At 31.6% G+C, this 25,051-nt stretch carries 19 protein-coding genes; 14 read left to right on the forward strand and 5 right to left on the reverse strand.

The genetic code is table 11. The features are described from left to right. Positions 1 to 2: 2 nt before the first annotated feature. Both B3M86_RS13540 and B3M86_RS13545 read left to right on the forward strand, forming a co-directional pair. Positions 3 to 1,094: an efflux RND transporter periplasmic adaptor subunit gene (locus B3M86_RS13540; RefSeq protein WP_181816296.1), complete on the forward strand. Its 1,092-nt coding sequence runs from the start codon at positions 3 to 5 to the stop codon at positions 1,092 to 1,094. Between the two features lie 3 nt (positions 1,095 to 1,097). Continuing rightward, on the forward strand, positions 1,098 to 4,205 hold the full coding sequence (locus B3M86_RS13545; protein WP_291069594.1) for an efflux RND transporter permease subunit: 3,108 nt from the start codon (positions 1,098 to 1,100) through the stop codon (positions 4,203 to 4,205). Between the two features lie 91 nt (positions 4,206 to 4,296). On the opposite strand, the gene B3M86_RS13550 is transcribed toward B3M86_RS13545, so the two are convergent. Then, a complete protein-coding gene (locus tag B3M86_RS13550) occupies positions 4,297 to 5,736 on the reverse strand; it encodes an FAD-dependent oxidoreductase (RefSeq protein ID WP_291066763.1) in 1,440 nt (479 codons plus the stop codon). A gap of 254 nt (positions 5,737 to 5,990) precedes the next feature. Here B3M86_RS13550 and B3M86_RS13555 point away from each other — a divergent pair, with 254 nt between their 5' ends. The 10 genes from B3M86_RS13555 to B3M86_RS13600 all read left to right on the forward strand — a co-directional run bounded on the left by B3M86_RS13555 (position 5,991) and on the right by B3M86_RS13600 (position 20,533). Next, the gene (locus B3M86_RS13555; protein WP_125349499.1) at positions 5,991 to 6,608 is read left to right on the forward strand and encodes a hypothetical protein; all 618 of its coding nucleotides are present in this window, start codon (positions 5,991 to 5,993) and stop codon (positions 6,606 to 6,608) included. Then, complete coding sequence (locus B3M86_RS13560; RefSeq protein ID WP_125349500.1) at positions 6,592 to 7,701, forward strand: aminotransferase class I/II-fold pyridoxal phosphate-dependent enzyme; 1,110 nt, start codon at positions 6,592 to 6,594, stop codon at positions 7,699 to 7,701. Before B3M86_RS13555 ends, B3M86_RS13560 begins: the two co-directional genes overlap by 17 nt. Further along, a complete protein-coding gene (gene bioD / locus B3M86_RS13565; protein ID WP_125349501.1) occupies positions 7,694 to 8,317 on the forward strand; it encodes a dethiobiotin synthase in 624 nt (207 codons plus the stop codon). Before B3M86_RS13560 ends, bioD begins: the two co-directional genes overlap by 8 nt. 6 nt (positions 8,318 to 8,323) lie before the next feature. After that, positions 8,324 to 9,319, forward strand: coding sequence for a biotin synthase BioB (gene bioB / locus B3M86_RS13570; protein ID WP_125349502.1), 996 nt, complete (start codon positions 8,324 to 8,326; stop codon positions 9,317 to 9,319). Continuing rightward, positions 9,307 to 10,578 (forward strand): adenosylmethionine--8-amino-7-oxononanoate transaminase, encoded by a 1,272-nt coding sequence (gene bioA / locus B3M86_RS13575; protein ID WP_125349503.1) that lies wholly within the window; start codon positions 9,307 to 9,309, stop codon positions 10,576 to 10,578. Before bioB ends, bioA begins: the two co-directional genes overlap by 13 nt. A gap of 325 nt (positions 10,579 to 10,903) precedes the next feature. Beyond that, a complete protein-coding gene (locus B3M86_RS13580) occupies positions 10,904 to 12,373 on the forward strand; it encodes a histidine kinase (RefSeq protein ID WP_291076018.1) in 1,470 nt (489 codons plus the stop codon). 79 nt (positions 12,374 to 12,452) lie between these two features. Further along, positions 12,453 to 15,032 (forward strand): zinc-dependent metalloprotease, encoded by a 2,580-nt coding sequence (locus tag B3M86_RS13585; RefSeq protein WP_038335737.1) that lies wholly within the window; start codon positions 12,453 to 12,455, stop codon positions 15,030 to 15,032. A gap of 9 nt (positions 15,033 to 15,041) precedes the next feature. After that, positions 15,042 to 18,383, forward strand: a complete 3,342-nt coding sequence (locus B3M86_RS13590) for a SusC/RagA family TonB-linked outer membrane protein (protein WP_291076016.1) — start codon at positions 15,042 to 15,044, stop codon at positions 18,381 to 18,383. A 12-nt stretch (positions 18,384 to 18,395) separates the two neighbouring features. Continuing rightward, a complete protein-coding gene (locus B3M86_RS13595) occupies positions 18,396 to 19,715 on the forward strand; it encodes a RagB/SusD family nutrient uptake outer membrane protein (RefSeq protein WP_221856182.1) in 1,320 nt (439 codons plus the stop codon). 56 nt (positions 19,716 to 19,771) lie between these two features. Beyond that, positions 19,772 to 20,533: a LytR/AlgR family response regulator transcription factor gene (locus B3M86_RS13600; RefSeq protein WP_221856184.1), complete on the forward strand. Its 762-nt coding sequence runs from the start codon at positions 19,772 to 19,774 to the stop codon at positions 20,531 to 20,533. Between the two features lie 37 nt (positions 20,534 to 20,570). Here B3M86_RS13600 and B3M86_RS13605 read toward each other — a convergent pair whose 3' ends face one another. The 3 genes from B3M86_RS13605 to B3M86_RS13615 form a co-directional block, all read right to left on the reverse strand. Further along, on the reverse strand, positions 20,571 to 20,834 hold the full coding sequence (locus B3M86_RS13605) for a hypothetical protein (protein ID WP_125349508.1): 264 nt from the start codon (positions 20,832 to 20,834) through the stop codon (positions 20,571 to 20,573). Continuing rightward, positions 20,822 to 21,916, reverse strand: a complete 1,095-nt coding sequence (locus tag B3M86_RS13610; RefSeq protein WP_291076014.1) for a hypothetical protein — start codon at positions 21,914 to 21,916, stop codon at positions 20,822 to 20,824. Before B3M86_RS13610 ends, B3M86_RS13605 begins: the two co-directional genes overlap by 13 nt. Before the next feature lie 123 nt (positions 21,917 to 22,039). Further along, a complete protein-coding gene (locus B3M86_RS13615) occupies positions 22,040 to 22,879 on the reverse strand; it encodes an aldo/keto reductase (RefSeq protein WP_291076012.1) in 840 nt (279 codons plus the stop codon). Positions 22,880 to 23,047: 168 nt separating this feature from the next. On the opposite strand from B3M86_RS13615, the gene B3M86_RS13620 reads away from it, so the two are divergent. Both B3M86_RS13620 and B3M86_RS13625 read left to right on the forward strand, forming a co-directional pair. Beyond that, positions 23,048 to 23,350, forward strand: a complete 303-nt coding sequence (locus B3M86_RS13620; protein ID WP_221856190.1) for a hypothetical protein — start codon at positions 23,048 to 23,050, stop codon at positions 23,348 to 23,350. Between the two features lie 6 nt (positions 23,351 to 23,356). Next, positions 23,357 to 23,851 carry a hypothetical protein gene (locus B3M86_RS13625; protein ID WP_286494861.1) on the forward strand — a complete coding sequence of 165 codons (495 nt, stop codon included), beginning with the start codon at positions 23,357 to 23,359 and terminating at the stop codon, positions 23,849 to 23,851. Here B3M86_RS13625 and B3M86_RS13630 read toward each other — a convergent pair. Beyond that, positions 23,838 to 24,989 (reverse strand): FAD-dependent monooxygenase, encoded by a 1,152-nt coding sequence (locus tag B3M86_RS13630; RefSeq protein WP_286494860.1) that lies wholly within the window; start codon positions 24,987 to 24,989, stop codon positions 23,838 to 23,840. The genes B3M86_RS13625 and B3M86_RS13630 overlap by 14 nt on opposite strands. Positions 24,990 to 25,051: the final 62 nt, after the last annotated feature.

Below are 25,051 nucleotides of genomic sequence, written 5' to 3' on the forward strand. Positions count from 1 at the left end.
TGATGAAAAAAACTTTTTATTTTTTAGCTGCTTTTACCTTGATTTTAAGTAGTTGTAACAAGCAAGAAACCGAGAAAGAAGCGGTAAAAGAAAACAAATTTTGTTTGAACGAGCAATTGAAAAAGTCAACCGAAATTGTACCAGTTTTGCAGCAACCAATTCACGAACAATTAACCTTATCGGGAAAAATTGAATACAACGAAAATGATTTAGTTGGTTTTAAAAGTTTGCTACAAGGTGTGGTAGATAAAGTGAATTTCGAGCTAGGAGATTATGTTCGTCAAGGTCAAGTGTTGGCAGTTGTAAAATCGAACGAAGTACTGGATTTGGTACAGCAAAAGCGTTATCATCTAAATCAAATGGATTTGATTCGAAAACAAATCAAGTCGAAAAAAGAATTGTTGAATGACGGAATGGCTTCTCAGCCCGAAGTTACAGAGGCAGAACACGAATTACAATCTGCGCAAATTGAAATTGATAAAATCAATGCAACCTTAAAAATGTATCGTGCAGTTGGCAATGGTCAATTCCAGATTTTATCACCTAAAAATGGTTATATCGTTCAGAAAAATATGAGTGTTGGTCAATCTATTACTTCAGATTCAGACGAAAATCTTTTCTCAATTTCAAACCTAAGACAAGTTTGGGTAATGGTAAATATTTATGCTAATAATTTGCAATATGTAAAAAAGGGAGATGCGGTAAAAGTGAAATCGATGGCGTATCCTGATCGTATTTATGTTGGGAAAATTGATAAAATATACAATGTGTTTGATGAAAATGAACACGTTTTGAAAGCACGTGTTGTATTGGAAAATCAAGATTTGAACTTGATGCCAGGTTTGAGTGCAGATATTATTATCGATAAACAAAATATTGTTGGAAATGCATTTGCGATACCAAACAAAGCCAAAGTTTTTGAGAACAACAAGGAATATGTGGTGGTATATAAAAATGATTGTACAATGGAAATCCGAAAAATTACGACGATTGGTCAGAATGAGGAATACACATTTGTTAGCGAAAAGTTTGCACCAAATGAGAAAGTTATTTCTCGAAACGCCCTAATGATATTTGAGGAATTAAATAAATAATAAATGAAAAAGTTAGTACAATCAGTCGTAACTTTTTCGTTACGAAATACAACCTTTGTTTTATTTGCTGTATTTGCATTACTCTTTGCAGGTATATTTTCTTTAAAACATACACCAATAGAAGCATTTCCAGATGTAACGAATACTAGAGCTCGTATCATAACACAATGGCCAGGAAGAAGTGCTGAGGAAATGGAAAAATTGGTGACTTTACCAGTTTCAAAAGTAATGAATAGTATTCCGCATAAATCAAATATTCGTTCTATTTCTCTTTTCGGATTATCTGTTGTTACTGTTCAGTTTGAAGATGGTGTAGATGATTTTTATGCACAACAATATGTGTCTAATAAATTAAGTGGAGTTGATTTACCAGAAGGAGCCGATGCAGATATTGAACCACCTTCTGGTGCTACAGGAGAAATTTTTCGTTATGTAATAAAAAGTGATTTACCAATAAAGGAAGTTACAGCAATTCAGGATTGGGTAATTGAACGTGAATTACTTTCTGTATCAGGAGTTGCAGATGTTGTAAGTTTTGGTGGAGAAGAAAAAACATATGAAATTAAAATCAATCCAACAGAATTAAAGAATTATAATTTATCGCCTTTAGATGTTTATGAAGCAGTTTCTAAATCAAATATAAATGTTGGTGGAGATGTGATTCAGCAAGGAGATCAAGCTTATGTAATTCGTGGTGTTGGTTTACTAGATAAGATAGAGGATATCGGAAATATTACTGTCGCTCTAAATGGTTCTACACCAATTTTGATCAAAAATGTGGCAGATGTTGTCATTTCGAATAAACCACGTTTGGGGCAAGTTGGTTACAATAAGCATGATGATATGGTAGAAGGAATTGTTGTGATGTTGCGTGGTGAAAATCCATCCGAAGTCATTGAAAATCTGAAAGCGAAGATTGAAGAATTGAATACAAGAACTTTACCAGATAATGTGAAAATTGAAACAGTTGTAGATCGTACCAAATTGGTGGATAATACAGTACATACGGTTTCTAAAAATATTATTGAAGGTATTTTATTGGTATCATTAATTGTTTTTGTTTTTTTATATAATTGGAAATCAACATTTATTGTAGCTTCGGTTATTCCGCTTTCATTTTTGTTCGCAATTATCATGTTGAAAATACAAGGATTACCAGCGAATTTAATTTCAATGGGGTCACTGGATTTTGGATTGTTGTTAGAAGGAACTTTGGTAATTGTAGAAACAGTTTTTGTTGCTTTAGCTACAATGCAACATAAAGTAGGAGCAGAACGTTTCGCAAAAATGAGTAAAATGGGTGTTATAAAGAAAAGTGCAGGAAGTGTAGCTTCTTATATTTTCTTTGCCTTACTTATTCTTATTGTTGCTTTATTACCGATATTTTCATTCCAAAAAGTGGAAGGTAAAATGTTCTCTCCTTTAGCATTTACATTAGGATACGCATTATTAGGATCTTTAATATTAAGTCTAACTTATGTTCCTGCAATGTGTAAGTTGCTTTTTAAGAAAAATATGGAGGAGAAAGAGAACTTTATTACTCGATTTTTTCAGAAAACTATTTTTGGATTATATGAAACTGCATTTCGTTATAAAAAGGCAACAATAGGAATCTTTTTAGGAATTTTAGCTCTTTGTTTGTTTAAGTTCTCGCATTATGGATCAGAATTTCTTCCAAAACTGAATGAAGGAGCAATTTACATTCGTGCAACTTTACCAAATAGTGTCAATTTACAAGAATCAACTCGATTAACAAAAGAGATGAAAGAGTTGATGCAGAAAGATTGTGATGAAATTGATTTTATTTTAACACAAACAGGTCGTCCAAATGATGGAACAGATCCAACAGGATTCTTTAATATTGAGTTTAATGTTCAATTAAAAGATGAAAAAGATTGGAAGCGCAAGATTTCAAAAGAAGAGATTATTCAAGAGATGCGAGATAAACTAAATCATTATCCAGGAATTGTATTTGGATTTTCGCAACCCATTCAAGATAATGTCGAAGAATATGTAGCTGGTGTAAAAAGTTCATTAGTTATTAAGATTTTTGGTGATGATTTGTATGATTTAGAAAAATATGCAAACAAGGTCGCTACTTCTATCGAAAAAGTAAATGGAATAACGGATATCAATGTTTATAAAAATATTGGTTTACCTGAACTTAGAATAGAATTGAGTGATTCAAAAATGGCGAAATATGGTATTAGTACAGCGGATGTTCAGGCAGTAATTGAAATGACAATTGGTGGACAAGCAGCTACTAAGTTTTATGAAAATGATCGACAGTTTGATGTTATTCTTCGTTTTCAGGAAGCTTATAGAGATACTCCTGAGAAAATTGGAAATATTTTGATTCCAACAAGTAATGGGAACAATGTTCCTTTGCAGGAAATAGCTACAATTGGTTATCAAACAGGACCTGCTTTTATTTATCGAGAAGGAAATAGTCGATATATCGGTGTAGGATTCAGTATAGAAGGTCGTGATTTAGGAAGTACAATCGATGAAGCGAAGAAAGTAGTGGCGAAAGAAGTTAAATTACCGAAAGAAAATTACATGGAATGGGCTGGTGAATTCGAAAGTAAAGAGCGTGCAGCAAAACAATTAGCAATGGTCGTTCCGATTTCGTTAGTTTTGATTTTATTATTATTGTATACCAATTTCGGAAATGTAAAAGACACAGCGATAGCTGCATTAACACTGCCTTTTGCTTTTATTGGAGGATTTATTTCGCTTTGGGTAACAGGAACCATTTTTGGTATATCTGCGGGAATAGGTTTTATTATTCTTTTTGGAGTAGCAACGATTGATGGAATTGTTCTAATTGGTGTTATTCGAGATAATTTAAAGCATAAAATGCAATTAAAAGAAGCAATAGTCAATGGTGTTAAAAGTAGAATACGCCCTGTTGTGATGATTGCGCTTATGGGATCGATGGGATTATTACCAGCAGCACTTTCTACCGGAATGGGATCAGAAATTCAAAAGCCTTTGGCAATTATGATTGTAGGAGGATTAATTATTTGTTTAATCTTATCCTTTACAATTCTTCCAGTTGTATTTTATTATGCATATAGAAAAGAATATCAACAGAAATTCCTGAAATAATTTGTGTAGTTGTTTTATATAAAGGAGTTTTTATCAAAAGGTAAAAACTCCTTTTTTATTGATTATGAATGAGTAAATCTAGAATAATTAATTATAAAGTAGAAGACCACTTAGAACCAAACGTTACGTTACCTTCTTGAAGTACAATATCTGAATGTAAAAATTTTGCGGCATCTGCTGACTTTTTCACTTTAACGCTACTTCGTTCCATCATCTCTTTTTCATATTGTTGTAAAACTTCTTCACGTAAATTAATCTGTTTATTTTGAATATTATTATAAGCTGATGTTATTTTTTGTGCTAACAATAAAGCATCTAATAAAGCTTGATTTGCACCTTGTCCTTTAAAAGGACTCATAGGATGAGCTGCATCGCCAATTAAAGTGACAGAGCCAGCATTTTCTAGTAAATTTGACATTAATAAATCTCGATCATAAACGGGGTATCCAGTGATTTGTTTGGGTTCTGTAGCTGCAATAATTTCAGGAATAGGAGAGTGCCAATGCGTTCTTTTAGCAACTTCTATTTTTAAAGCCTCTGAACCTTTTTTACTCAAAGCTATCGCTTCATTTTCTAACATTGGAAAACTAAATTGCCACATAACCGAATCTTTGTCATAAGGCATCATATACATTCGTTCAGTTCCATTTGCTGTTTGAAATACCGTTGCTCCATCCAACAAATGATTTTCTAAATTAGCTAAAGCATCCAGTTTACAAATACCTAAAATAACAATACACCCCAAATAACGTAATGGAGTATTTTCCTCATTTATAATCAATCGACGAACTGTACTTCGTATGCCATCAGCACCAACAAGTAAATCAGCTTTAAAGTGTTTTTGAATTCCATCAACATCAAATGTTAATTCTATTTTATCATCAACTTTAAAATCGACTAATTGATGATTCCATAAAACTTGATTATTGCCACCTAATTGATTTAAAAAAGCTAAGCGTAAAGATTGCCTCGCAATGTGAATATTGGTATGTTTATTCTTGTTTTTAGCTTCAATCGCTTCTTTATCTTGCAATTTTCTTATTCCCCATTCGCCAATCACATTTCCTTCTATAGTATGTGCTAAATGCAATGTAGAAACGATTCCTTCCTCTAAAGTTTGGATTCCAAATTTTTTTAATTCTTTACTAGCTTGCTGTAACGTTAGTCCATAACCTTGGGAACGATCGTTGAAAGCTCGATCACGTTCAAAAAGTGTAAAAGGAATTTGACGATGTAAACACGCTAATGCCAATGCAATTCCACCAATTCCAGCTCCGACAATTGCAATATGAGGATATTTTTTTTCGTTGGGTGATGGATGTTCATTTGTAGTTGTCAAACCGGTTCCTGAGCAGACAGTACAGATCTGCATCGAACTTTTTGGTTTATTTGGAGTAATAAAATTTTCATTCTTTTTAGATTGAGCAACAGCTAATTCATAACGCGATAGTTTCCTTTTCGAAACTCCTTGACTTTTTTTTCCAAGTCCATTACAATTCTTGCAACTTATCCAATTTTCTCGAGTACTCAATTTAAAAATTTTTGCAAAAATAAGATTAAAGTAGCTATTTAGAAAAATCTAATCGTAAAAGATAGAATTAATAGATGAATAATGAATTTTTCTGTAATAATAGTTTTCATCATTCAACTTCTTTATAGTGATGATTTAAAACTTTTTGCAGAGATTCTAAAATAGGTTTAATATAACCGGACTATTATTTATTATAAAAGTGGAGTGTATATATGATCCGTTGGACTTATAATTTTGGTCAAAAATAAAATCAATTGAAAAAATTATTAAATCATATTGTTTTAGAACCAAAATTACATGTAAAGTGGCTTAATACACTTTCGTATATGGAAAATGCAGGAGCAAGAAAAATTTCGGCATGTGAACACAAAACTTTTGTCAATCTTATCCAATTGAAACATGCAGCTGAGGAACATCGCCATGCTTATTATTTGAAAAAGCAAATTATAAAATTAATTCCAGATGCTTGTGTCAATTATGAGCCTATTTATCTTTTAGCACCAAAAGCAACAATGTATTATTTACATCAATTAGATATTCAGGTTTGTCGTTTATTGAAGAAAGAATTTAATCTTGATGGGGAAGATTTAAAATACGCAGCTTATTTGTTTGTGACTTACGCTATAGAAGTGAGGGCAGATGAATTGTATCCAATATATCAAGATATTTTGACGGCGCATCAACAAAAAGTGATGGTAAAATCTATTATTGTTGAAGAAGAAGGTCATCTTGAAGAAATGATTTCACAATTAAAAGAATTTCATAGTGAATGGAATATCTATGCAAATCAAGTGAAACAACTAGAAGAAGTGTTATTTATGAATTGGATTTCTGCAATTGAAAATGAATTGAATAATGTCGAAATTTTTTAATTCATTGCAATTATCTCTATTCGAAAGAGAACAAAAAGGAATTAAAAGAACATTAAAAGTTCGTTCTTCTGGAATTGATTTTTATAGTAATGATTATTTGGGATTAGCTAAAAATGAAATCTTACATCAGCAGATTTTAAATGAGTTTATAGCACAACCATCTTTACTTTATGGTTCTACTGGAGCACGTTTGATTAGTGGGAATTCCAATTACCTAAGAGAAACGGAACAGATAATAGCAAATGAACATAAAGTGGAAGCTGCATTACTTTTTTCATCTGGATATAATGCCAATTTAGCACTTTTTTCTGCACTTTTAACTCGACATGATATTGTTTTAGTTGATGAAAATATACATCGATCAGTACATGACGGGATTAAATTATCCAACGCAAAAAAAACAAAGTTTAAACATAACGATTTAGATCATTTAGAGAAACTATTGCAAAGAGTAAAAGAGCGTTGTTTTATCGCGGTAGAAAGTTTGTATTCGATGGATGGTGATTGTGCTCCATTAATTGAACTGGTTGAATTAGCCAATAAATACAATGCAGCATTAGTGGTAGATGAAGCTCATGCTTTTGGTGTTTTTGGTTACGGATTGGTTCATCAATTCGGTTTACAATGCAAAGTGTTTGCAACGGTTGTAACTTATGGAAAAGCGATGGGAATGAGCGGTGCCACGATTTTAGCTAATCAGTTAGTGATTGATTATCTCATTAATTATGCTTCACCTTTTATTTACACCACAGCTATTGCTGATTTTCATGTGACAGGTTTACGAAAAGGTTATCAGTTTATCAAAGAAAATAAATCGCTTCAAGAAAGTTTACAATATAATATCTCACATTTTAGAAATAGTGGCTTAACGAGTTCTTCAAATAAAAATAGTCCAATTCAAATTCTAAAGTTTGAGTCTAGGAGTCAATTAACCAAAATCCAAAATCAATTAGAAGAGGTTGAAATAAACACTTTTGCAGTTTTTCCACCTACAGTAGTAGAAGGAGGAGAGCGCTTAAGAATCTGTTTGCATGCTTTTAACACACAAGAAGAAATTAATCAATTAATAGAAAAGATAAAAGAAAATGTCTAAACAATTATTTGTTACAGGAATAGGAACAGGAGTTGGGAAAACGATGGTTTCAGCAATATTAACTGAAGCTTTACAAGCTGATTATTGGAAACCAATACAATCGGGAGATTTAGATTCATCAGATAGTTTGTTGGTAAAATCGTTAACTTCTCCAGAACTGAAAATTCATCAAGAACGTTATTGTTTGCAAAAAGCCGCTTCGCCACATCAATCTGCAAAGGAAGAAGCAATTGAAATCAATTTAAATGATTTTGAATTTCCCAAAACAACCAATTCTCTTATTGTTGAAGGAGCAGGAGGATTATTTGTTCCTATTAATGAAGAAGATTTTATGATTGATCTTATTCAGCAGTTTAATCTTCCAGTAGTTATGGTTGCAACGAATTATTTGGGTTGTATTAATCATACATTATTAACGATTGAAATACTGAAATTAAGAAATATCGCTATCGAATATTTTGTGTTTAATGGAGAGTTTGATGAAGACACTTCTCGTGTTATAAAAAATCATTTGTCTCCGGATATTTCTATCATCATTATACCAAAACTCAATTCAATAAATTCAAGCGAAGTGAGAAATATAGCAGAAACAATTAAGCATCAATTTAATATTTAAAATACAATGAAAGTATCAAACGAAACACGCCATGATTGGACGAAAGAAGAAATCGAAAAAATCTATCATCAACCATTATTAGATTTAGTATATCACGCATCCAAAAAACATCGAGAATGGCACAATGCAAGAGAAGTACAAGTATGCACCTTGTTATCTGTAAAAACAGGTGGTTGTCCCGAAGATTGCTCATATTGCGGACAAGCAGCGCGTTATCATACCGATATTAAAGTAGAAGCTTTGTTGCCAACTGCAACAGTATTAGCACATGCAAAGAAAGCAAAAGAAGCGGGCTCATCACGTTTTTGCATGGCAGCTGCTTGGCGAGAAGTACGAAATAATCGAGATTTTGATCGAATAATCCAAATGGTTAAAGGTGTAAATGAATTGGGATTAGAAGTATGTTGTACATTAGGAATGTTGACAGAAGAGCAGGCAATTCGTTTGCAAGAAGCAGGTTTACATGCTTATAATCATAATTTAGATACTTCCGAAGCTTATTACGATGAGATTATTTCTACTCGTAAATTTGATAATCGAATCAATACGATACAAAATGTGCGAAAGGCTGGGATTACAGTTTGTTCGGGTGGAATTATTGGCTTAGGAGAAACGCATCAAGATCGAATTTCTATGCTATTAACTTTGGCAACAATGTCAAAACATCCAGAATCTGTACCTGTAAATGCTTTAGCAAGAGTAAAAGGAACACCTTTAGAAAATAATCCGAAAGTAGATATTTGGGATATGGTTCGTATGATTGCTACAGCTCGTATTGTGATGCCTTCTTCGATTGTGCGTTTAAGTGCTGGTCGAATAGAAATGACAGAAGTTGAGCAAGCTTGGTGTTTTATGGCTGGAGCGAATTCGATTTTTACAGGAGAGCGTGAAACCTTACTGGTAACGCCTAATCCTGGGGTAACAGAGGATATGAAAATGTTTGAAAATTTAGGTTTAATACCAATGGTTAAACAAGAAACAACTCAGACATGTACACATTAAAAGAACGCGATCAGTTGGTGAATTGGCATCCTTATACGCAGATGAAAAAAGCCAATAATATTATTCCAATTGTAAGAGGAGAAGGAAGTTATATTTACGATGAAAATAACAAACAATATATTGACGCTGTTTCATCGTGGTGGGTAACGCTGCATGGACATGCGCATCCGTATATTGCACAAAAAATGCACGAACAGCTAACAACTTTGGAACATGTTATTTTTGCAGGATTTACGCATCGACCTGCAATTGAATTGTCTGAACGTTTGTTGGCTCTTTTACCTCAAAATCAAAAGAAAGCATTTTATAGCGACAATGGATCAACAGCGATTGAGGTAGCATTAAAAATGTGTTTACAATATCATTTCAATAAAAAAGAAGATAGACCTGTGATTTTAGCGTTCAAAAATGCCTATCATGGTGATACTTTTGGCGCGATGTCTGTAAGTGGAAGAGGAATTTGGACAGAACCTTTTAGTGAAAAGCTTTTTGATGTTATATTTATTGATACGCCGAATGCAGAAAATATAGAAGCGATTAAATCGCAAATAAAAGAAGTTGCAACTAAAGTAGCGTGTTTTATTTACGAACCTTTGGTTCAAGGAGCTTCGGGGATGTTGATGCATGAGGCTGAATATTTAGATCAATTGATGAGTTGCTGTAGAGCATATCATATTTTAATGATTCAAGATGAGATTTTTGTAGGATTTGGTCGTACAGGTAAATTATTTGCAGTAAATCATTTGACAGAAGTTCCAGATATTATGTGTTTTTCGAAAGGTTTAACAGGTGGTACTTTGCCTTTGGGCGTTACAACTTGTACAGATAGAATTTACCAAGCCTTTTATGCTGATGATTTGAATAAGACGTTATTTCACGGGCATTCTTTTACGGCAAGTCCATTAGCGTGTACCGCTGCGTTAGCAAGTCTTGATTTGTTATTACAGACTTCTATACAACAGCAAATAGCAAATATTGTACATCAACATCAACATTTTGTTGTGTCTATTCAAGATCATCCTAAAGTAAAAGTGATAAGACAATGCGGCACTATTTTGGCGTTGGAATGGAATACAAATGAAGAAACATCTTATTTTAGTGATATACACGAAAAGCTATATCCTTACTTTTTAGAGAAAGGTATATTATTGCGTCCTTTAGGGAATATTATTTATTTAGTTCCTCCTTATTGTATTTCGACTGATGATCTAAATTATATTTATGATACGATTCGTCAAGCTTTAATCGAATTGTTTTAATGTTAAGTTCTAAATGACGCTTATAAGATTAAAAAGATAAAAAAATCTCCCTTTTGGGAGATTTTAGTTTATATAATATTGTCAAATATTTGAAAATTATCATTTTATGATAAATGTTCTCTTATTTTTTTGATTAAAAAGCTTCCCTTAGTTTTGCAAAAAAAATAGTTTGTCTTTTCGATTTCGAGTCCATTTATCTAATAAATCCATTTATGTTATAGCGCTTATTGTAAGTGTTATTGCTGTTTTTGCTCTTGTTATATTGAGTTTTTTAATTAATAAAGAAAGTCAAAAAAATAATGATGAGTTTGTCAAAAAAAGTTTTTTGAGGAAATATGAAGCAGTTGAATTTGAGTTTAAAAACATCGAAGAATATCAAGAAGTTTTAAAAAAAGTTGTTAAAAAGACAAATGAAAAAAATGTAGCAGATCATTTTTTGGTTTTGAATGAATTAAATTCAAATCGAAAGTTAATTCGCCATGATTGGTTTTCTATTCATTCTCCAGAAACAAATTATTTTCCTGATGAATCAATCCTTTCAAAAGCTATCAATCAACCAAATATTAAAGAATTTCAATCGATATATACTACAAAAAATCAACAGATTGATAATTTTTTATTGGATTATAAAGACACGTTGTATTGGGTAAATTACGATTCTATTAAGTTGTCTAATGGACAAAATATGTATTACGGTTCGACGATTAATCTGTTTGATTTGTATAATTTTTTTACGACAGTAGATGCAACTTCGTCCAATTATATGTATGTTTTCAATAAAGATGGAATTTGTATTACGCATCCTAATGAAAAATTTATTGGGAAAAATGTTTTCGATTTTACAGATATTCAGCCAAGCGATACGATAACGAGCACAATTAATTCTAATTTTTCGCAAGATTTATATACGTTGAATGATGCTTCGTCCGAGTTTATAAAAGATACGGATATCAAACGTTTTATAAAACCTTTACACACCAAGAATTTTGATGGATATATTGTCGTGAATCATTTGAGTTATATCATTGATGAAAATGTAGAACGAACTAAATTTTATGTAGGTTTTATTTTCTTGGGAACTGTTTTTTTAATTATCATTATCTTTTTGTTATTCAATAAAATAACATCTAAAACATACAAGGAAAAAGCGTTTGTAATCGAAGAAAAAAATAGGTTATCAATTGAAAATGAAAAGATTAAAAATGCGAATACTCTAACGCAATTACAACAATTAAAGAATCAGATTAATCCACATTTTTTATTCAATTCGTTGAATTCACTTTATATGTTAATTGGTTTGAACAAAGAGAATGCGCAGAAATTCACGATGAATCTTTCTAAAATTTACCGATATCTTATTGTTCCGCCAAAGGAAAATATAGTGCTTGTAAAAAAGGAATTAGATTTTATTGCACAATACATGGATTTGCATAAAAGTAGATTTTCGGAAGAATTGATTTTTGATTTACAAATCGAAGATTCGAAAAGCTTAGAAAAAAACATTCCATATTTGGCATTACAGATTGTTGTAGAAAATGCAATAAAACATAATATTGCTACAATTGATCAACCTTTGACTATAAATATTGTTGTAAAATCTGATTTGATTATCGTCAAAAATACTTTTCAGAAAAAAAATAAAGCGACAGAAAATGAGAAATTTGGTTTAAACTATTTACAAAAAATCTATCATTTTTATCAAGTTGATAATTTCTCAACAAAAGTAGAAAATGAAGAATTTATTTGTTTTTTACCTTATATCGAACCAAAATATCCATTCACTCCAAAAAACTAACCACTCACTCCAAAAAACTATTATTATAAGAAAACTGCGCTTAAGTTTATGCCATAATTAATGATAATTTAATGTTCGAATGAGTCATAATAAGGAAAGAAAGAATTATAAATTAGCACTATATCTTGGTTTGGCAATGTCTTCGGCTGTTGTTTATGGACAAAAGAAAGAGGATAAAAAAGCTGAAAAAGATAAAACAGAGAAAAAGGATTCTACTGTAACGAAAGTTAAAAAAATAGATGAATTAATCAAGAAAGGAAGCTACAAGAAAGGTTTGTTTAATACCATTCAAGTAAAAACTGATATCTATTTCGAAATTCCAGATAGTTTATTTGGACGCCAATTTTTGGTTGTGAATAAATTGTCTCAAGTTCCAATGGAAGTTAACGAAGCGGGCTTGAACAAAGGAATGAATTACGAAAACAAAGTGATTTCTTTTTATCATGATAAAGTAGCTAAAAAAGTGTGGGTAAAAACAATTGTTCCACAAGTTTCTTCGCCTAAAAATGACGCAATCACAGCTTCTGTAAAGGATAATTTCTCAGAATCGATTATTGAGGTTTTTGATATAGAAGCTCAAAATAACGATTCGACAGCTGTTGCGATTAAAGTGAACAAAATTTTTGATGGAAATCAAAAAAGTTTTAATGATGTATTAACGAACATAGGTTTAGGAGGTTCGGTAAAGGCAAATCTATCGTATGTGGAAAATGTGAAAACGTTTCCAGAAAACATTGTGGTTAAGTCTCAGTTAACGACAAGTGTAAATGAAGGAGGGGTAGATTTGGCCGTTACCTTAGGTGTTACAAGTAATATTGTTTTACTTTCGACAACTCCTATGCAACCTAGGTTAGCAGATAATCGTGTGGGATATTTCACAGAAAAACATTGGTTTTTTAATGATGCTCAACACAAAATGGAAGATCAACGCTTTATTACAAAATGGCGTTTGGAACCAAAAGACGAGGATAAGGAAAAATATCTAAAAGGAGAATTAGTAGAACCTAAGAAACCAATTATTTATTACATCGATCCTTCGACACCAAAACAATGGCGCCAAAAAATTATTGCTGGTGTACACGATTGGCAAGTTGCTTTTGAGCAAGCTGGTTTCAAAAATGCGATTATAGCAAAAGAACCAACTGCTGATGACAAAGATTTTGATATTGATGATGTACGTTACTCAGTAATTACGTATGCAGCTTCACCAAAGTCAAATGCAATGGGACCTTCTGTGGTTGATCCGCGTAGTGGTGAAATTTTAGAGGCGGATATTATTTGGTGGCACAATGTAATGACTTCTTTGCATGATTGGATGCGTATTCAAACAGGTCCAATTGATCCAAAAGCAAGAGGAAATAAATTTAGTGATGAACACATGGGAGAAGCAATTCGTTTTGTGTCTTCTCATGAAGTAGGACATACATTTGGTCTGAAACATAATATGGGCGCTTCTTTTTCTTATCCAGTAGAATCTTTACGTTCGAAAGAATTTACAGATAAAATGGGTGGAACTGCACCGTCTATTATGGATTATGCGCGTTATAATTATGTGGCACAGCCAGAAGATGGTGTTACAGCAATTACGCCAAAAATCGGTTTGTATGATAAATATGCAATCGAATGGGGATATCGTTGGTTTCCAAATCAAGAAACAGAAAAAGCATCGCTTCGTAAAATGATTGAAAAGCACGAAGATGATCCAATGTATTTTTATGGTGAACAACAAAGCTATTTAAGTACAATTGATCCGCGTTCTCAATCAGAAGATTTAGGTGATGATGCTGTTTTGGCAAGTGAATATGGAATGAAAAATCTAAAACGTGTTTCAGAAAATATCTTGAAATGGACGTACGAAGATGGAAAAAGCTATATCAACACAGGGAAACTTTATTACCAAACAATAGGGCAGTGGGATTTATATTCTAATCATGTTTTAGCAAATGTTGGTGGGATTTATTTAAACAACACTTATTTCGGAATTGATAAAAAAGCATACGAACCAGTTCCTGCAGATATGCAACGTAAAGCAGTTAATTATTTAAACGAAAATGTGATTCAATTACCAAAATGGTTATTCTTTAATGATATTTTAGATAAAACGTATGCAATCAAAAATTCGCCAATGGGACCTTACGAGCAAACGCCGTATACATTAGCGAGAGAAATGCAATATGGATTGATTTATAATTTATTTACTGACGATCGCTTATTGCGCATGTTAGAAAATGAATTGAAACACCAAGAATTAAAATCTAATGAAAAAATTTATACAGTTGAAAATTTATTTGATCAAGTAAGAAGTGCAGCTTTTGATAAAAAATCAAACTTAACTATTCTTGAAAAAATGACTCAAAAAAATTACGTTGATGCCTTAATCGTTTCAACAAACAAATTATTTGAAAAAACAACTGTAGCAGGACTTACAATTGACCAAAACCTACAAGTACCAACTATCTGTAATTATTTAGACGAAGAAAAAATGGCGCGTAACATTAACTATTCTTCTATGAAAAGGGTGTCGGAAGTGACAACCTATAAAAGAGCAGAATTGCAACGTGTGTTGACTTTGTTAAACAAGAAAAAGAATAATGGAGATGCGTCTACAAAAGCGCATTATGCCGATTTAATCATTCGTATTAAAGAAGCTTTAAAGTAAGATATAGAAATGAAAAAGACACTCATTCTTTTGCCACTTTTTGCGGCAAGTATTGCGTTTTCTCAAGAAAAGAGAGTGATTACAGGTTCGGTTCAAGACGAAAAATCGTTGGTTGGAATTGCTGGTGCGTCTGTTAAAATTGAAGCTCAATCAATTTCGACAAAAACAGATCAAAAAGGAATTATAGAAAGTGTAACGGTTGGTACTGTTACAGATGAAGATGGTTTCTTTTCATTAGAAGTACCTGCAGGTACAAAATCTGTATTAATTAGTTATTTAGGTTACGATTCTAAATTAGTTGAACTTTCTACAGATTTATCAACATATCATGTAAGCTTAAAATCAACTTTAGGTGAAGTTCTTCCAGAAAATAATGATTTAAAAGAAGTTGTTGTTACAGGTTATCAAAAAATTGAAAAACGGAAACTAACATCGGCAGTATCAACTGTAAAAATGGATGATATTCAACAAGCTGGTGTTGCTAGTGTTGATCAATTGTTAAGCGGACAAATTGCTGGTGTAGCTGTTTCTACAGAAACTGGTTCGCCTGGTTCACCAAGTAAAATTAGAATTCGTGGTACGGCTTCTCTTTCTGGTCCACAAGATCCGTTATGGGTGATTGATGGTTTACCATTAGAAGGAAATGATGTGCCAAACTTTAACGATAAAGATAACATCGATCAATTGCAAAACTTTTCTATCGCTGGATTAAATCCAAACGATATCGAAGATATTACAATCCTTAAAGATGCTGCTGCAACAGCTATTTATGGTGCAAGAGCTGCAAATGGTGTAATTTCGATTACAACAAAACGCGGTAAAAAAGGCGCTATGACGGTTAATTTTTCTGCGAATACATTTGTAACAGCTCGTCCAGATTTTGGTCGTTTAAATTTACTAAATGCTTCTCAGAAAGTTGATCTTGAATTAATGCTTGCTAGTCGCGATGATTTAACGTATCGTACTGATAAAGGCGAAGTAATGCGAATTTTGCAAAAGAATGGTCAATTAAATGCTTTACGAAATGGAGGTTTTAATTCTTTAGATCTTATCACGCAAAATCAAATTAATTCTTTACGAAATAACACAACCGATTGGGGAAAATTATTGTATCGTAATGCAATTAATACACAATACGGTTTGAGTATTTCAGGAGGAAATGATCGTTCTGATTATTACTTCTCATTAGGATATTATGATGAGCAAGGAACAACGATCGGAACAGGTTTTGAACGTTATAATCTTACTTTAAAAAACAATTATAAACTTAACGATAAATTAGATGTAGGGATTTCTATTTTTGCAACTTCAAGTGATAAAAAATCTTTTGTAACAGATGCAGATGCGTCTATCAATCCGATTAATTATTCACGAAATGCGAATCCATATTTATCTCCATTCAATGCAGATGGTTCTTATCGTTATGACAACGATATTGATGGATTTGAAGATCGTTCTGTTCCATTCAATTTTATCGAAGAAAGAGAAAACACAAATTATACATTAAAAAACCGTTCGTTAAAAGGTATTATTGATCTTAATTATCAATTAGCAAAAGGTTTAAAATTAACATCTCAATTCGGAATTCAGTACGATAGTAACAAAACAGAAAAATACGCTGAGCAAGAAACTTATTTTACGCGTAAAATGAAAGAAGGAACGCGTTATTATAAATCTGGACAATATTTGTATTTCTTACCTGACGGAGGAGTTAAACAAAATTGGGATAACGAATTTTTTCAATATAACTGGAAGTTACAAGGAACATATAGTACTACGATTAACAATCGTCACGAAATTGATTTGATGGCTGGGACAGAAATTCGTCATACACAAAACGAAACGACTTTAACACGTGCTTTTGGTTACAATAAAACGACGAAAACAGGAACGCCAATCGTTTTCCCAAATTCAAGTTTTGCAGCAGAAAAACGTTACGAAACGTATAGAGAAATGCCAACGGAAGAAAATGCTTATGTATCTACATTTGCAACCGCTTCGTATACATTAGACAGAAAATATACAGTTTTTGGTAGTGTTCGTTATGATGGTACAAATTTATTCGGTGTTAATAAAAAATATAAATACTTACCAATTTGGGCAGTTTCTGCTTCTTGGTTAGTTTCAAAAGAATCGTTTATGGAGAACATCGATTTTATTTCGAATCTTCGTTTACGCGCTTCTTATGGTTTACAAGGAAATATTGATCGTAATACTTCACCTTTCTTTATTGGTGAATATAATGATGCAACAATTTTACCAGGTAATAAAGAAGATATTATCAATGCGATTAATTTACCAAATGATTTGTTGCGTTGGGAAAAAACAACGAATACAAATGTTGGGTTAGATTTAGGTCTTTTCAAAAATCGTATCAACCTTGCTGTTGATGTTTACAATCGTAAAGGAACAGATATGATTAGTATGCGCGAAACACCATTAGAAACAGGTTTTGAATATACAATGGTGAATTGGGGAGAATTAACAAACAAAGGTTTCGAGATTGCTTTAACAACTCGCAACATTGATAAGAAAAACTTTAAATGGTCGACAACAATTAATTTTGCGCACAACAAAAGTAAAGTTCTTAAAGAGCAACAACGTGAAAATAGTTTAATTCCATCTCGTGAAGGTTTACCTGTAAATGCAATTTTTGCTTTAAAAACAGCTGGATTTGACGAATACGGAAATCCAATGTTTTGGAAAGGAGATGAAAAAGTTTCTGCAAAAGAATTCTTTGCTTTATATGACTTATACGAAGATTTTTTACCAGGAGAAATTGTGGATTCTAAATTAACAAGCGAAGAAAAACGTAAATTATTTACTTATATCGGAGATCGCGATCCTAAATTTACAGGAGGTATTATCAATAATTTCAAAATTCACAATTTTGATTTAACGATTTCTGCAGCGTTCAATTTAAAACAAACGGTGATGAAAACGCCTTCTTATCGTGGAATGGAATTGGATCCGGGTCGTAATTATACGCAAGATATTTTCGAGGCAGGTTCTACACTTCCAGGAATTACAAGTCCAATTAAAGGCGATAACGATAGCTGGATGGCGAACAAATGGTTTGCAGGAAACAATGCAAATGCGTACAATTTATTAGACATTTGGGCGAAAGAAATTAGTTATATGCGAATCAGTAGCATTCGTCTTGGTTATACTTTACCAAACAAATATGCTGAGGTTGTTGGTTTCAAAAGTGCTCGTTTTAGTTTAGAAGGACGTAATTTATTTGTATTTAGTAATGGATACAAAGGTTATTTTGATCCAGAAACTTACGGAAATATTTATGCACAACCAATTGCTAAATCTGTAACAGTAGGACTTAATGTTTCTTTCTAAATTTTAAATCAAATGAAAAAAATATTTTTATTATTAAGCATAGTTGCAGTTAGCTTTACAGCAGTTAGTTGTGACAATTACTTGGATATTGAACCAGATGGAAAAGTGATTCCAAAAACGGTAGAAGATTACCGTATGGTTTTAACGAATTCTTATTCAAAATATCCAACACACAAGTCGTTGACAGCTTTACGTACGGATGAGGTTACATTGAATGAATACTCAAATGACTTTATTTCGTACCGAGAAATTGCACAATGGAAGGATACAAATCCAGATCAAATATCAATTCAATTTCCTTGGGTTAGTTTTTATACGGTGATTTTTTATGCCAATCAAATCATCAACGAAGGACCAAAAACAATGGAAAACTCTGCTGAAAAAGATCAATTATTAGCAGAAGCTTATGCGTTACGTGCGTATGCGTATTTTGATTTGGTGAATTTATACGGAAAACCATATAATTCAGCAACAGCAAGTACAGACAAAGGTGTTCCTCTAAATTTAAAAGTAGATTTAGAAGCAACGCTTAAACCATCATCTGTTCAAGAAGTTTATAATCATATTGAGTCTGATTTATTGCAAGCGACAAAGTTGATGAAAATGAATCAGCAATTAGCTGGATTAAATTATAGATTCTCGAATGCAGCTTTAAAAGCTTTAGAAGCAAGAATCGCTTTGTATAAAAATGAATGGCAAAAAGCAATTGATTTTTCTGATTCTACATTAAAAATCAAAGGTGATTTAGTGAATCTGAACACAACAAAACAAGTTCCAAATCATTATACATCTGCCGAATCTATTTTAGCTTTAGACAATACATTGAATCCTGCAATTCAGTATATGTCATATGCTTCACCAGAACTGTTAAGTAGTTATGATACAGAAAATGATCTACGTTTTCCGCTTTATTTTGAGAAAAGTGGATCAAAATATAAAGTTATCAAAGGTGGAAATTCAGAGTTCAAAACGTCTTTCCGCGTAGCTGAATTATATTTTATCAAAGCTGAATCATATTTGAAATTAAATAAGTTAGATCAAGCAAAAGCAACTTTATTTTCAGTTTTACAAAATCGTTATACAGCAACTGGTTTTGCAAAATTACAAACAGAAATTTCTGCGATGAATTCTACTGAATTGATGAAGTTTATTTTAGATGAACGTTTTAGAGAATTTGCGTTAGAAGGACAACGTTGGTACGATTTACGTCGAGCAAATCAAAAACAAATTATACATCAAATTTCAGGTAAAGAGTATATTTTACAAGAAAATGATGTTCGTTATACAATAGAAATTCCACAAGCAGCTAAGCTCAATAATCCTCATTTATAACATTTTTAGACCGTCTTTATTCATCATTTAGACGGTTTTTTTATACTTTTGCATTCATGAAAATTGCAATTGTAGAGGACGAATTATTGGCGGTTACTTATCTAAAAAATCTGTTAGAGGAGCAATCGATTGTTGATATTTCTTCAATTACAATTTTGCGCTCAACAAAGCAAGCAACGGAGTTTTTTAGAGATAATTCGGTTGATTTAATCTTCATGGATATTCATTTGGGTGATGGGAAAAGTTTCGAGATTTTTCAGGAAGTTGAGATTCTAACGCCAATTATTTTTATCACTGCTTATGATGAATATGCGATGAAAGTTTTCAAGCATTTTACGATAGATTATATTCTGAAACCCTTTGAAGTAGAGGAGTTGCATATTGCATTGCAAAAATTCAAGACTATTCGAACTAGTTTTGATATTTCACCAACATTACAATCGATAGCTGTTTTAGAAAATTCACCGTCCGAGATTATGCATCGTTTTTTGGTAACGAATGGTAACAAATTACGTTCGGTAGAAGAACACGAAATTGCTTATTTTTTTGCTTCGGGAAAACATCTTTTTATAAAAACGAAAGATGAACAAACCTATATTTATGATGATACAATAAAGGATATTATAAATAAATTGGATGAAACTATTTTCTTCAAAATCAATCGAAAATTTATTGTTCACATTGATGCAATTACTGAAATAATAAGACATTCAAGTCAAAAAATTGAAATTCATCTTCAACCAAAATCAGAAGCTGAACAAGCTATTTTTATCAGCAAAACACAGATTAATGCTTGGATGGATTGGATGAATAGATAAAAAAAATCTCACATTTGTGAGATTTTAAAATATTAGTTTATAAATTTTCTAACATCAAGATAATTTCACTTTCGATGCGTTGCATCATTTCAGGCAAAATTTCGATTTGATGTTTTACATTTTCGATGGTATTGTACGTCAATTCTCCCGTGTTCAAATTCAAATTATATTCAATTTGTCCTTCCCACGAATTACTCGATTCATAAAATGAAACCATTTCAAAAGGCAATCTTGGCAAAATTTCGCCAAAATGTTCTTCTAATTTGATTCGATTTTCTTGATTAATTGTTAGTTTTTCCATGATTTAATAATCATTGCATTAGCAGAAGTTTCGTAGAAAATAATTGCTAAAAGTTGTAAAAATTCAGCATGATTTAGCTTTCCAGCAACTACTTCTTCAATATCTGCTTCGTAATATTCTTCAATTGTTTTGGTCATCAAGGCCTTAAAATTCTCCAACGGAATATTTTGATCTTTCAATTCATTTAATAAATAATTATTCGAAGCTAAAAAATCAGGACGAGTTCCGAAAATAGGAGACTTACGAATATTTAACGCATTATGAAAAGTTTGCGAAATCAAAACGCCACGTTCCAATTCTTCGAATTCCCAACCTTTACGAACTCTTCTTGGATTATTTTCATAGAAAATATGGTTGTGAAAAGCGTGAATATGTTTCGCAATATCCGTGTTGGTATGTAAATAAAGGAATTGCAAAATCGAACTAAACAAATGATTTGCGTTCAGATTCGCTGGATAATATGTGTACAATAATGGATAATGAAACAATGTTGTGTACAAAGGCGAAAAACTATCAATAATGTTTAGATTCAATACATTTATTCCTTCAAAATCTACTTTCTGATTCGTTTGATAATAATTAATTCCAGCCAAATAAATATCCTCATAACTCAATTCAAACTGATTAAGATACGCTCCAATCTGTTTGAAAAAAGAAGTATTTAAGTTATGATTTGTAACTAATTTATATTGTTTATTTTCAAATTCTTTAATAAAATCTAACTTAAACTCAGACTTTAAATTATCATTGATAACTTTATCAAAATCAAATGATTTATTTCTAATTACATTGACATAAATTTCGTTGTATGTATAAATAATTTGCTTTATTGGTTCTGTATCCAAAGCTTCAAACGGATTGATGTCAGCATTTGGCTTAGCATATAACGTAAACAAACGACGAAATTCTTGCTGAATCTTTTCTTCTTCCGCAAACATATTCATCAATTGATTGGTGTTCGCAGCAATAATACTTTCACCTAAAAAAAATAAAATACCAGCTTTCAAATCTTCATCAAAACCACATCTTTCAAGGGTTTGATCAAAATAAGTTTTGAATGGATTTTCAGGATTTTGGCTCATATCGAATAATTTTATTTTATCATTTAAAAAAGTAAAAGTATTGATTTTTTGAAGATTTAAAACGAAAAAACCTCTGTAAAACAGAGGTTTTTAAAATTTATTTTAGTGAATTCGTTTAACTTGTTAAAATTCAACCATTGAAGGATTCAATCCAGAAAAACCATCAGCAGGCATTTCATCAATCGCTTTTACATCTTCTGCGCTTAATTTGAAATTATTTGAAGTCAAATTCGCTTCAATATTCTTTTCTGAAGAGGAGCGAGGAAGTGGTAAAATTTCTTTCGCTAAACAATAATTAATACAAATTTGACCAACTGAAACATTGTATTTATCCGCCAAAGAAACAATTAATTCGTTCTCCAAAATTCTTCCCGAACCAAGTGGACTCCATGCTTCAACCAATAAATTGTGTTGTTTACAAAAATCGACTAATTCTGGTTGCGAATGCCCTGGATGAATCTCAATTTGATTAACCATTGGTTTGATTTCAGCCGTCTCAAATAAAGCTTCCAAATGATTGATATTAAAATTACTCACACCAATCGCTTTTGCTTTTCCAGATTTGTAAATTTCCTCAAAAGCTTGCCAAGTTCCAGCATTCAATTCTGCCCAAGTATCAGGAAATTGCGTTTCATTTGCTGGCCAATGAATCAAATATAAATCCAAATAATCTGTCTGTAAATCAGCTAAAGTTTGCTCAAATGCAGCCATTGCTTTTTCGTATCCACGCTCAGAATTCCAACATTTAGATGTAATGAATAATTTACTACGATCTACATTTTCAGCTTTCAAAACTGTTCCAATTTCTTTTTCATTTTTGTAGATTGCTGCCGTGTCAATATGTGTATATCCTTTTGTTAATGCAATTTTTAGAGGTTCTATAACTTTTTCACCTTCCAATAACCATGTTCCAAATCCAATTGCAGGAATTTCGATCCCGTTTGATAGTTTAAAGTTTTCCATTTTTTCAATATTTTTATATTCAAATTTATCTCAAAACAACCAATTTCAATAATTAGTAGACGTTAATTCTTATGTTAAAACTCATTTATAGAAATCTTAAATTTAATTGTTTGTTAATAAAATAGTTCTATATTTATTCTCGAAAAGTGATAGGAAAAAATATTAAAAATGACACAATTTACAGGTACGATTGAGGATTTTATGAATACACATGAAGAATTTATTAATGCTTTGATTCTTAGAAAAATTAATCAACAAGTTGTATTAGATAAGAAAGATGCAGAAGATATTCAGCAAAATGAATTTATTCAACAAAAATTAGATGATTTAAAAGAACATATGACTGATTTGTTTGAAAATGAATTTGGTGATTGGGAAATTACAATGGATTTAGAATCTTTTGAACAAGAATTTGATAAACATTTTCAGATTTCGAAGCAAGAATTAGAAGATAATGTGCTGTTGAAGTAGGTGATTATGGAAGAAAAACAGATTTTACATGTTGATTTCGCAACTTTGAGACAATCGTATATAGAAGTCAAAAATTTTCTAGAAAAAACAACAAAAGAAAAAGTTGAAAATGTTGATGTTCTGATTGAGAAAGATTTATTTTTATCAGGATTAGATAATGAATCACTTTTGATAGCGTTTATAGAAAAATATGATATTGATTTTTCTAAATTTGATTATTCAAAACATTTTTTGTCAGAAGGAGAATTAGCGAATGGATTCCAAGTTGTCTTAAATATAGTTTTTCTTCCGTTATATTTTCTATTTTGGTTGATAAAAGAATTTACTTTTGATTTGATTGACTTAAATAAATATTTGATTAAGATTGTGAAATTATTTTCAACTAATCAAAGAGAAACTCGTGATATGAGTTTTGGAGATTTGTTAACTTCTTATGTCAACAAGAAATATACGTTAAGAAACACTACAAAATTCGTTTTGCATAATCCTAAACTCTCATAAAATCTTCTTCCAACAAGTCTTCTAAAGGACTTTGCATCAAAGATTGTGGTAAATTTCGGAAAGCAAAATTTCGTATATTCATCAAAAATTTATTGTCGACTTGAGCAACTTTTCCAGCCAAACGAGAAGTATCGATAATATAATGTGTTCGTTTCAAACGACGTAAATTATAATGTTCAAAAGCTAACAAAATATCAGTATCTTTTTTGATTAGTTCATCATACAAAACACAAACATCTTCAACAGCCATGCATGCGCCTTGCCCCATGTTTGGTGTGGTTGCATGTGCTGCATCTCCAATTAACAATACACGATTAAATGCATAATTATTAATCGGTTTTATATCCATAATTGGCGTAGCAATGATGCTTTCTGGATTCGTTTTTTGTAAAGTATTTCTGATTTGTCCCGAATAATCTTTGAACTGATTTTTAATATCACTTAAAGCGTAGTTGTAAACTTCAGAATTTAGTTTTGTATTGACACAAGCATACCAATAAATTTGATGATTGATTAATGGCGTCAAACCAAATCGACCATTTGGTCCCCATGTTTCGATGCTCTTTTTTGAATTGTAAGATTTATCCTCTACAATAGCACGCCAACAAATATAGCCTGCATAACGAGGTGTTGAATGTTTTAACAATTGTTGACGAATTGTAGAATTTATCCCATCAGCACCAATTAAATAATCACCTTCTGTAGAAGTTCCATCTTCAAAATGAAGGACAACTTTCTCAAAACTTTGTTCAAAGAATTTTATTTTTTTTGACGTTTTAATTTTATTCGAATCAATTTTCGAGACTAAATAATGATGTAAATCTGCACGATGAATGGCAAAATTTTCGTTGTTGTAATTTTTTCTTAATCGTTCTGTGTCCGCTTTCAGAATTGTTTTTTCTTTCCAATCTTGAATTTCAAAATCTTCTAACATATGCCCCAAAGGCGCAACCTCTTCTGCTAAACCTAGAATTTCAAATGCTTTCATTGCATTAGAAGCCAAACCAAAACCAGCCCCAATTCCTCGAACTTCTGGAGAAGCCTCGAAAATTTCGTAGTTATAATTTAAATCTTGCAAAGCTTTTGCTAAAGTTAAACCCGCAATTCCTGCACCCGCAATTAAGAATTTTTTACTCATTGATAAAAATAAAGTTCAAAATTAATCATTCTACTATAAACCAAAAAGAAAAGCGAATCAAT

The sequence above is a fragment of the Empedobacter sp. UBA6305 genome (assembly GCF_002440405.1).
Lineage (GTDB): Bacteria > Bacteroidota > Bacteroidia > Flavobacteriales > Weeksellaceae > Empedobacter > Empedobacter falsenii_B.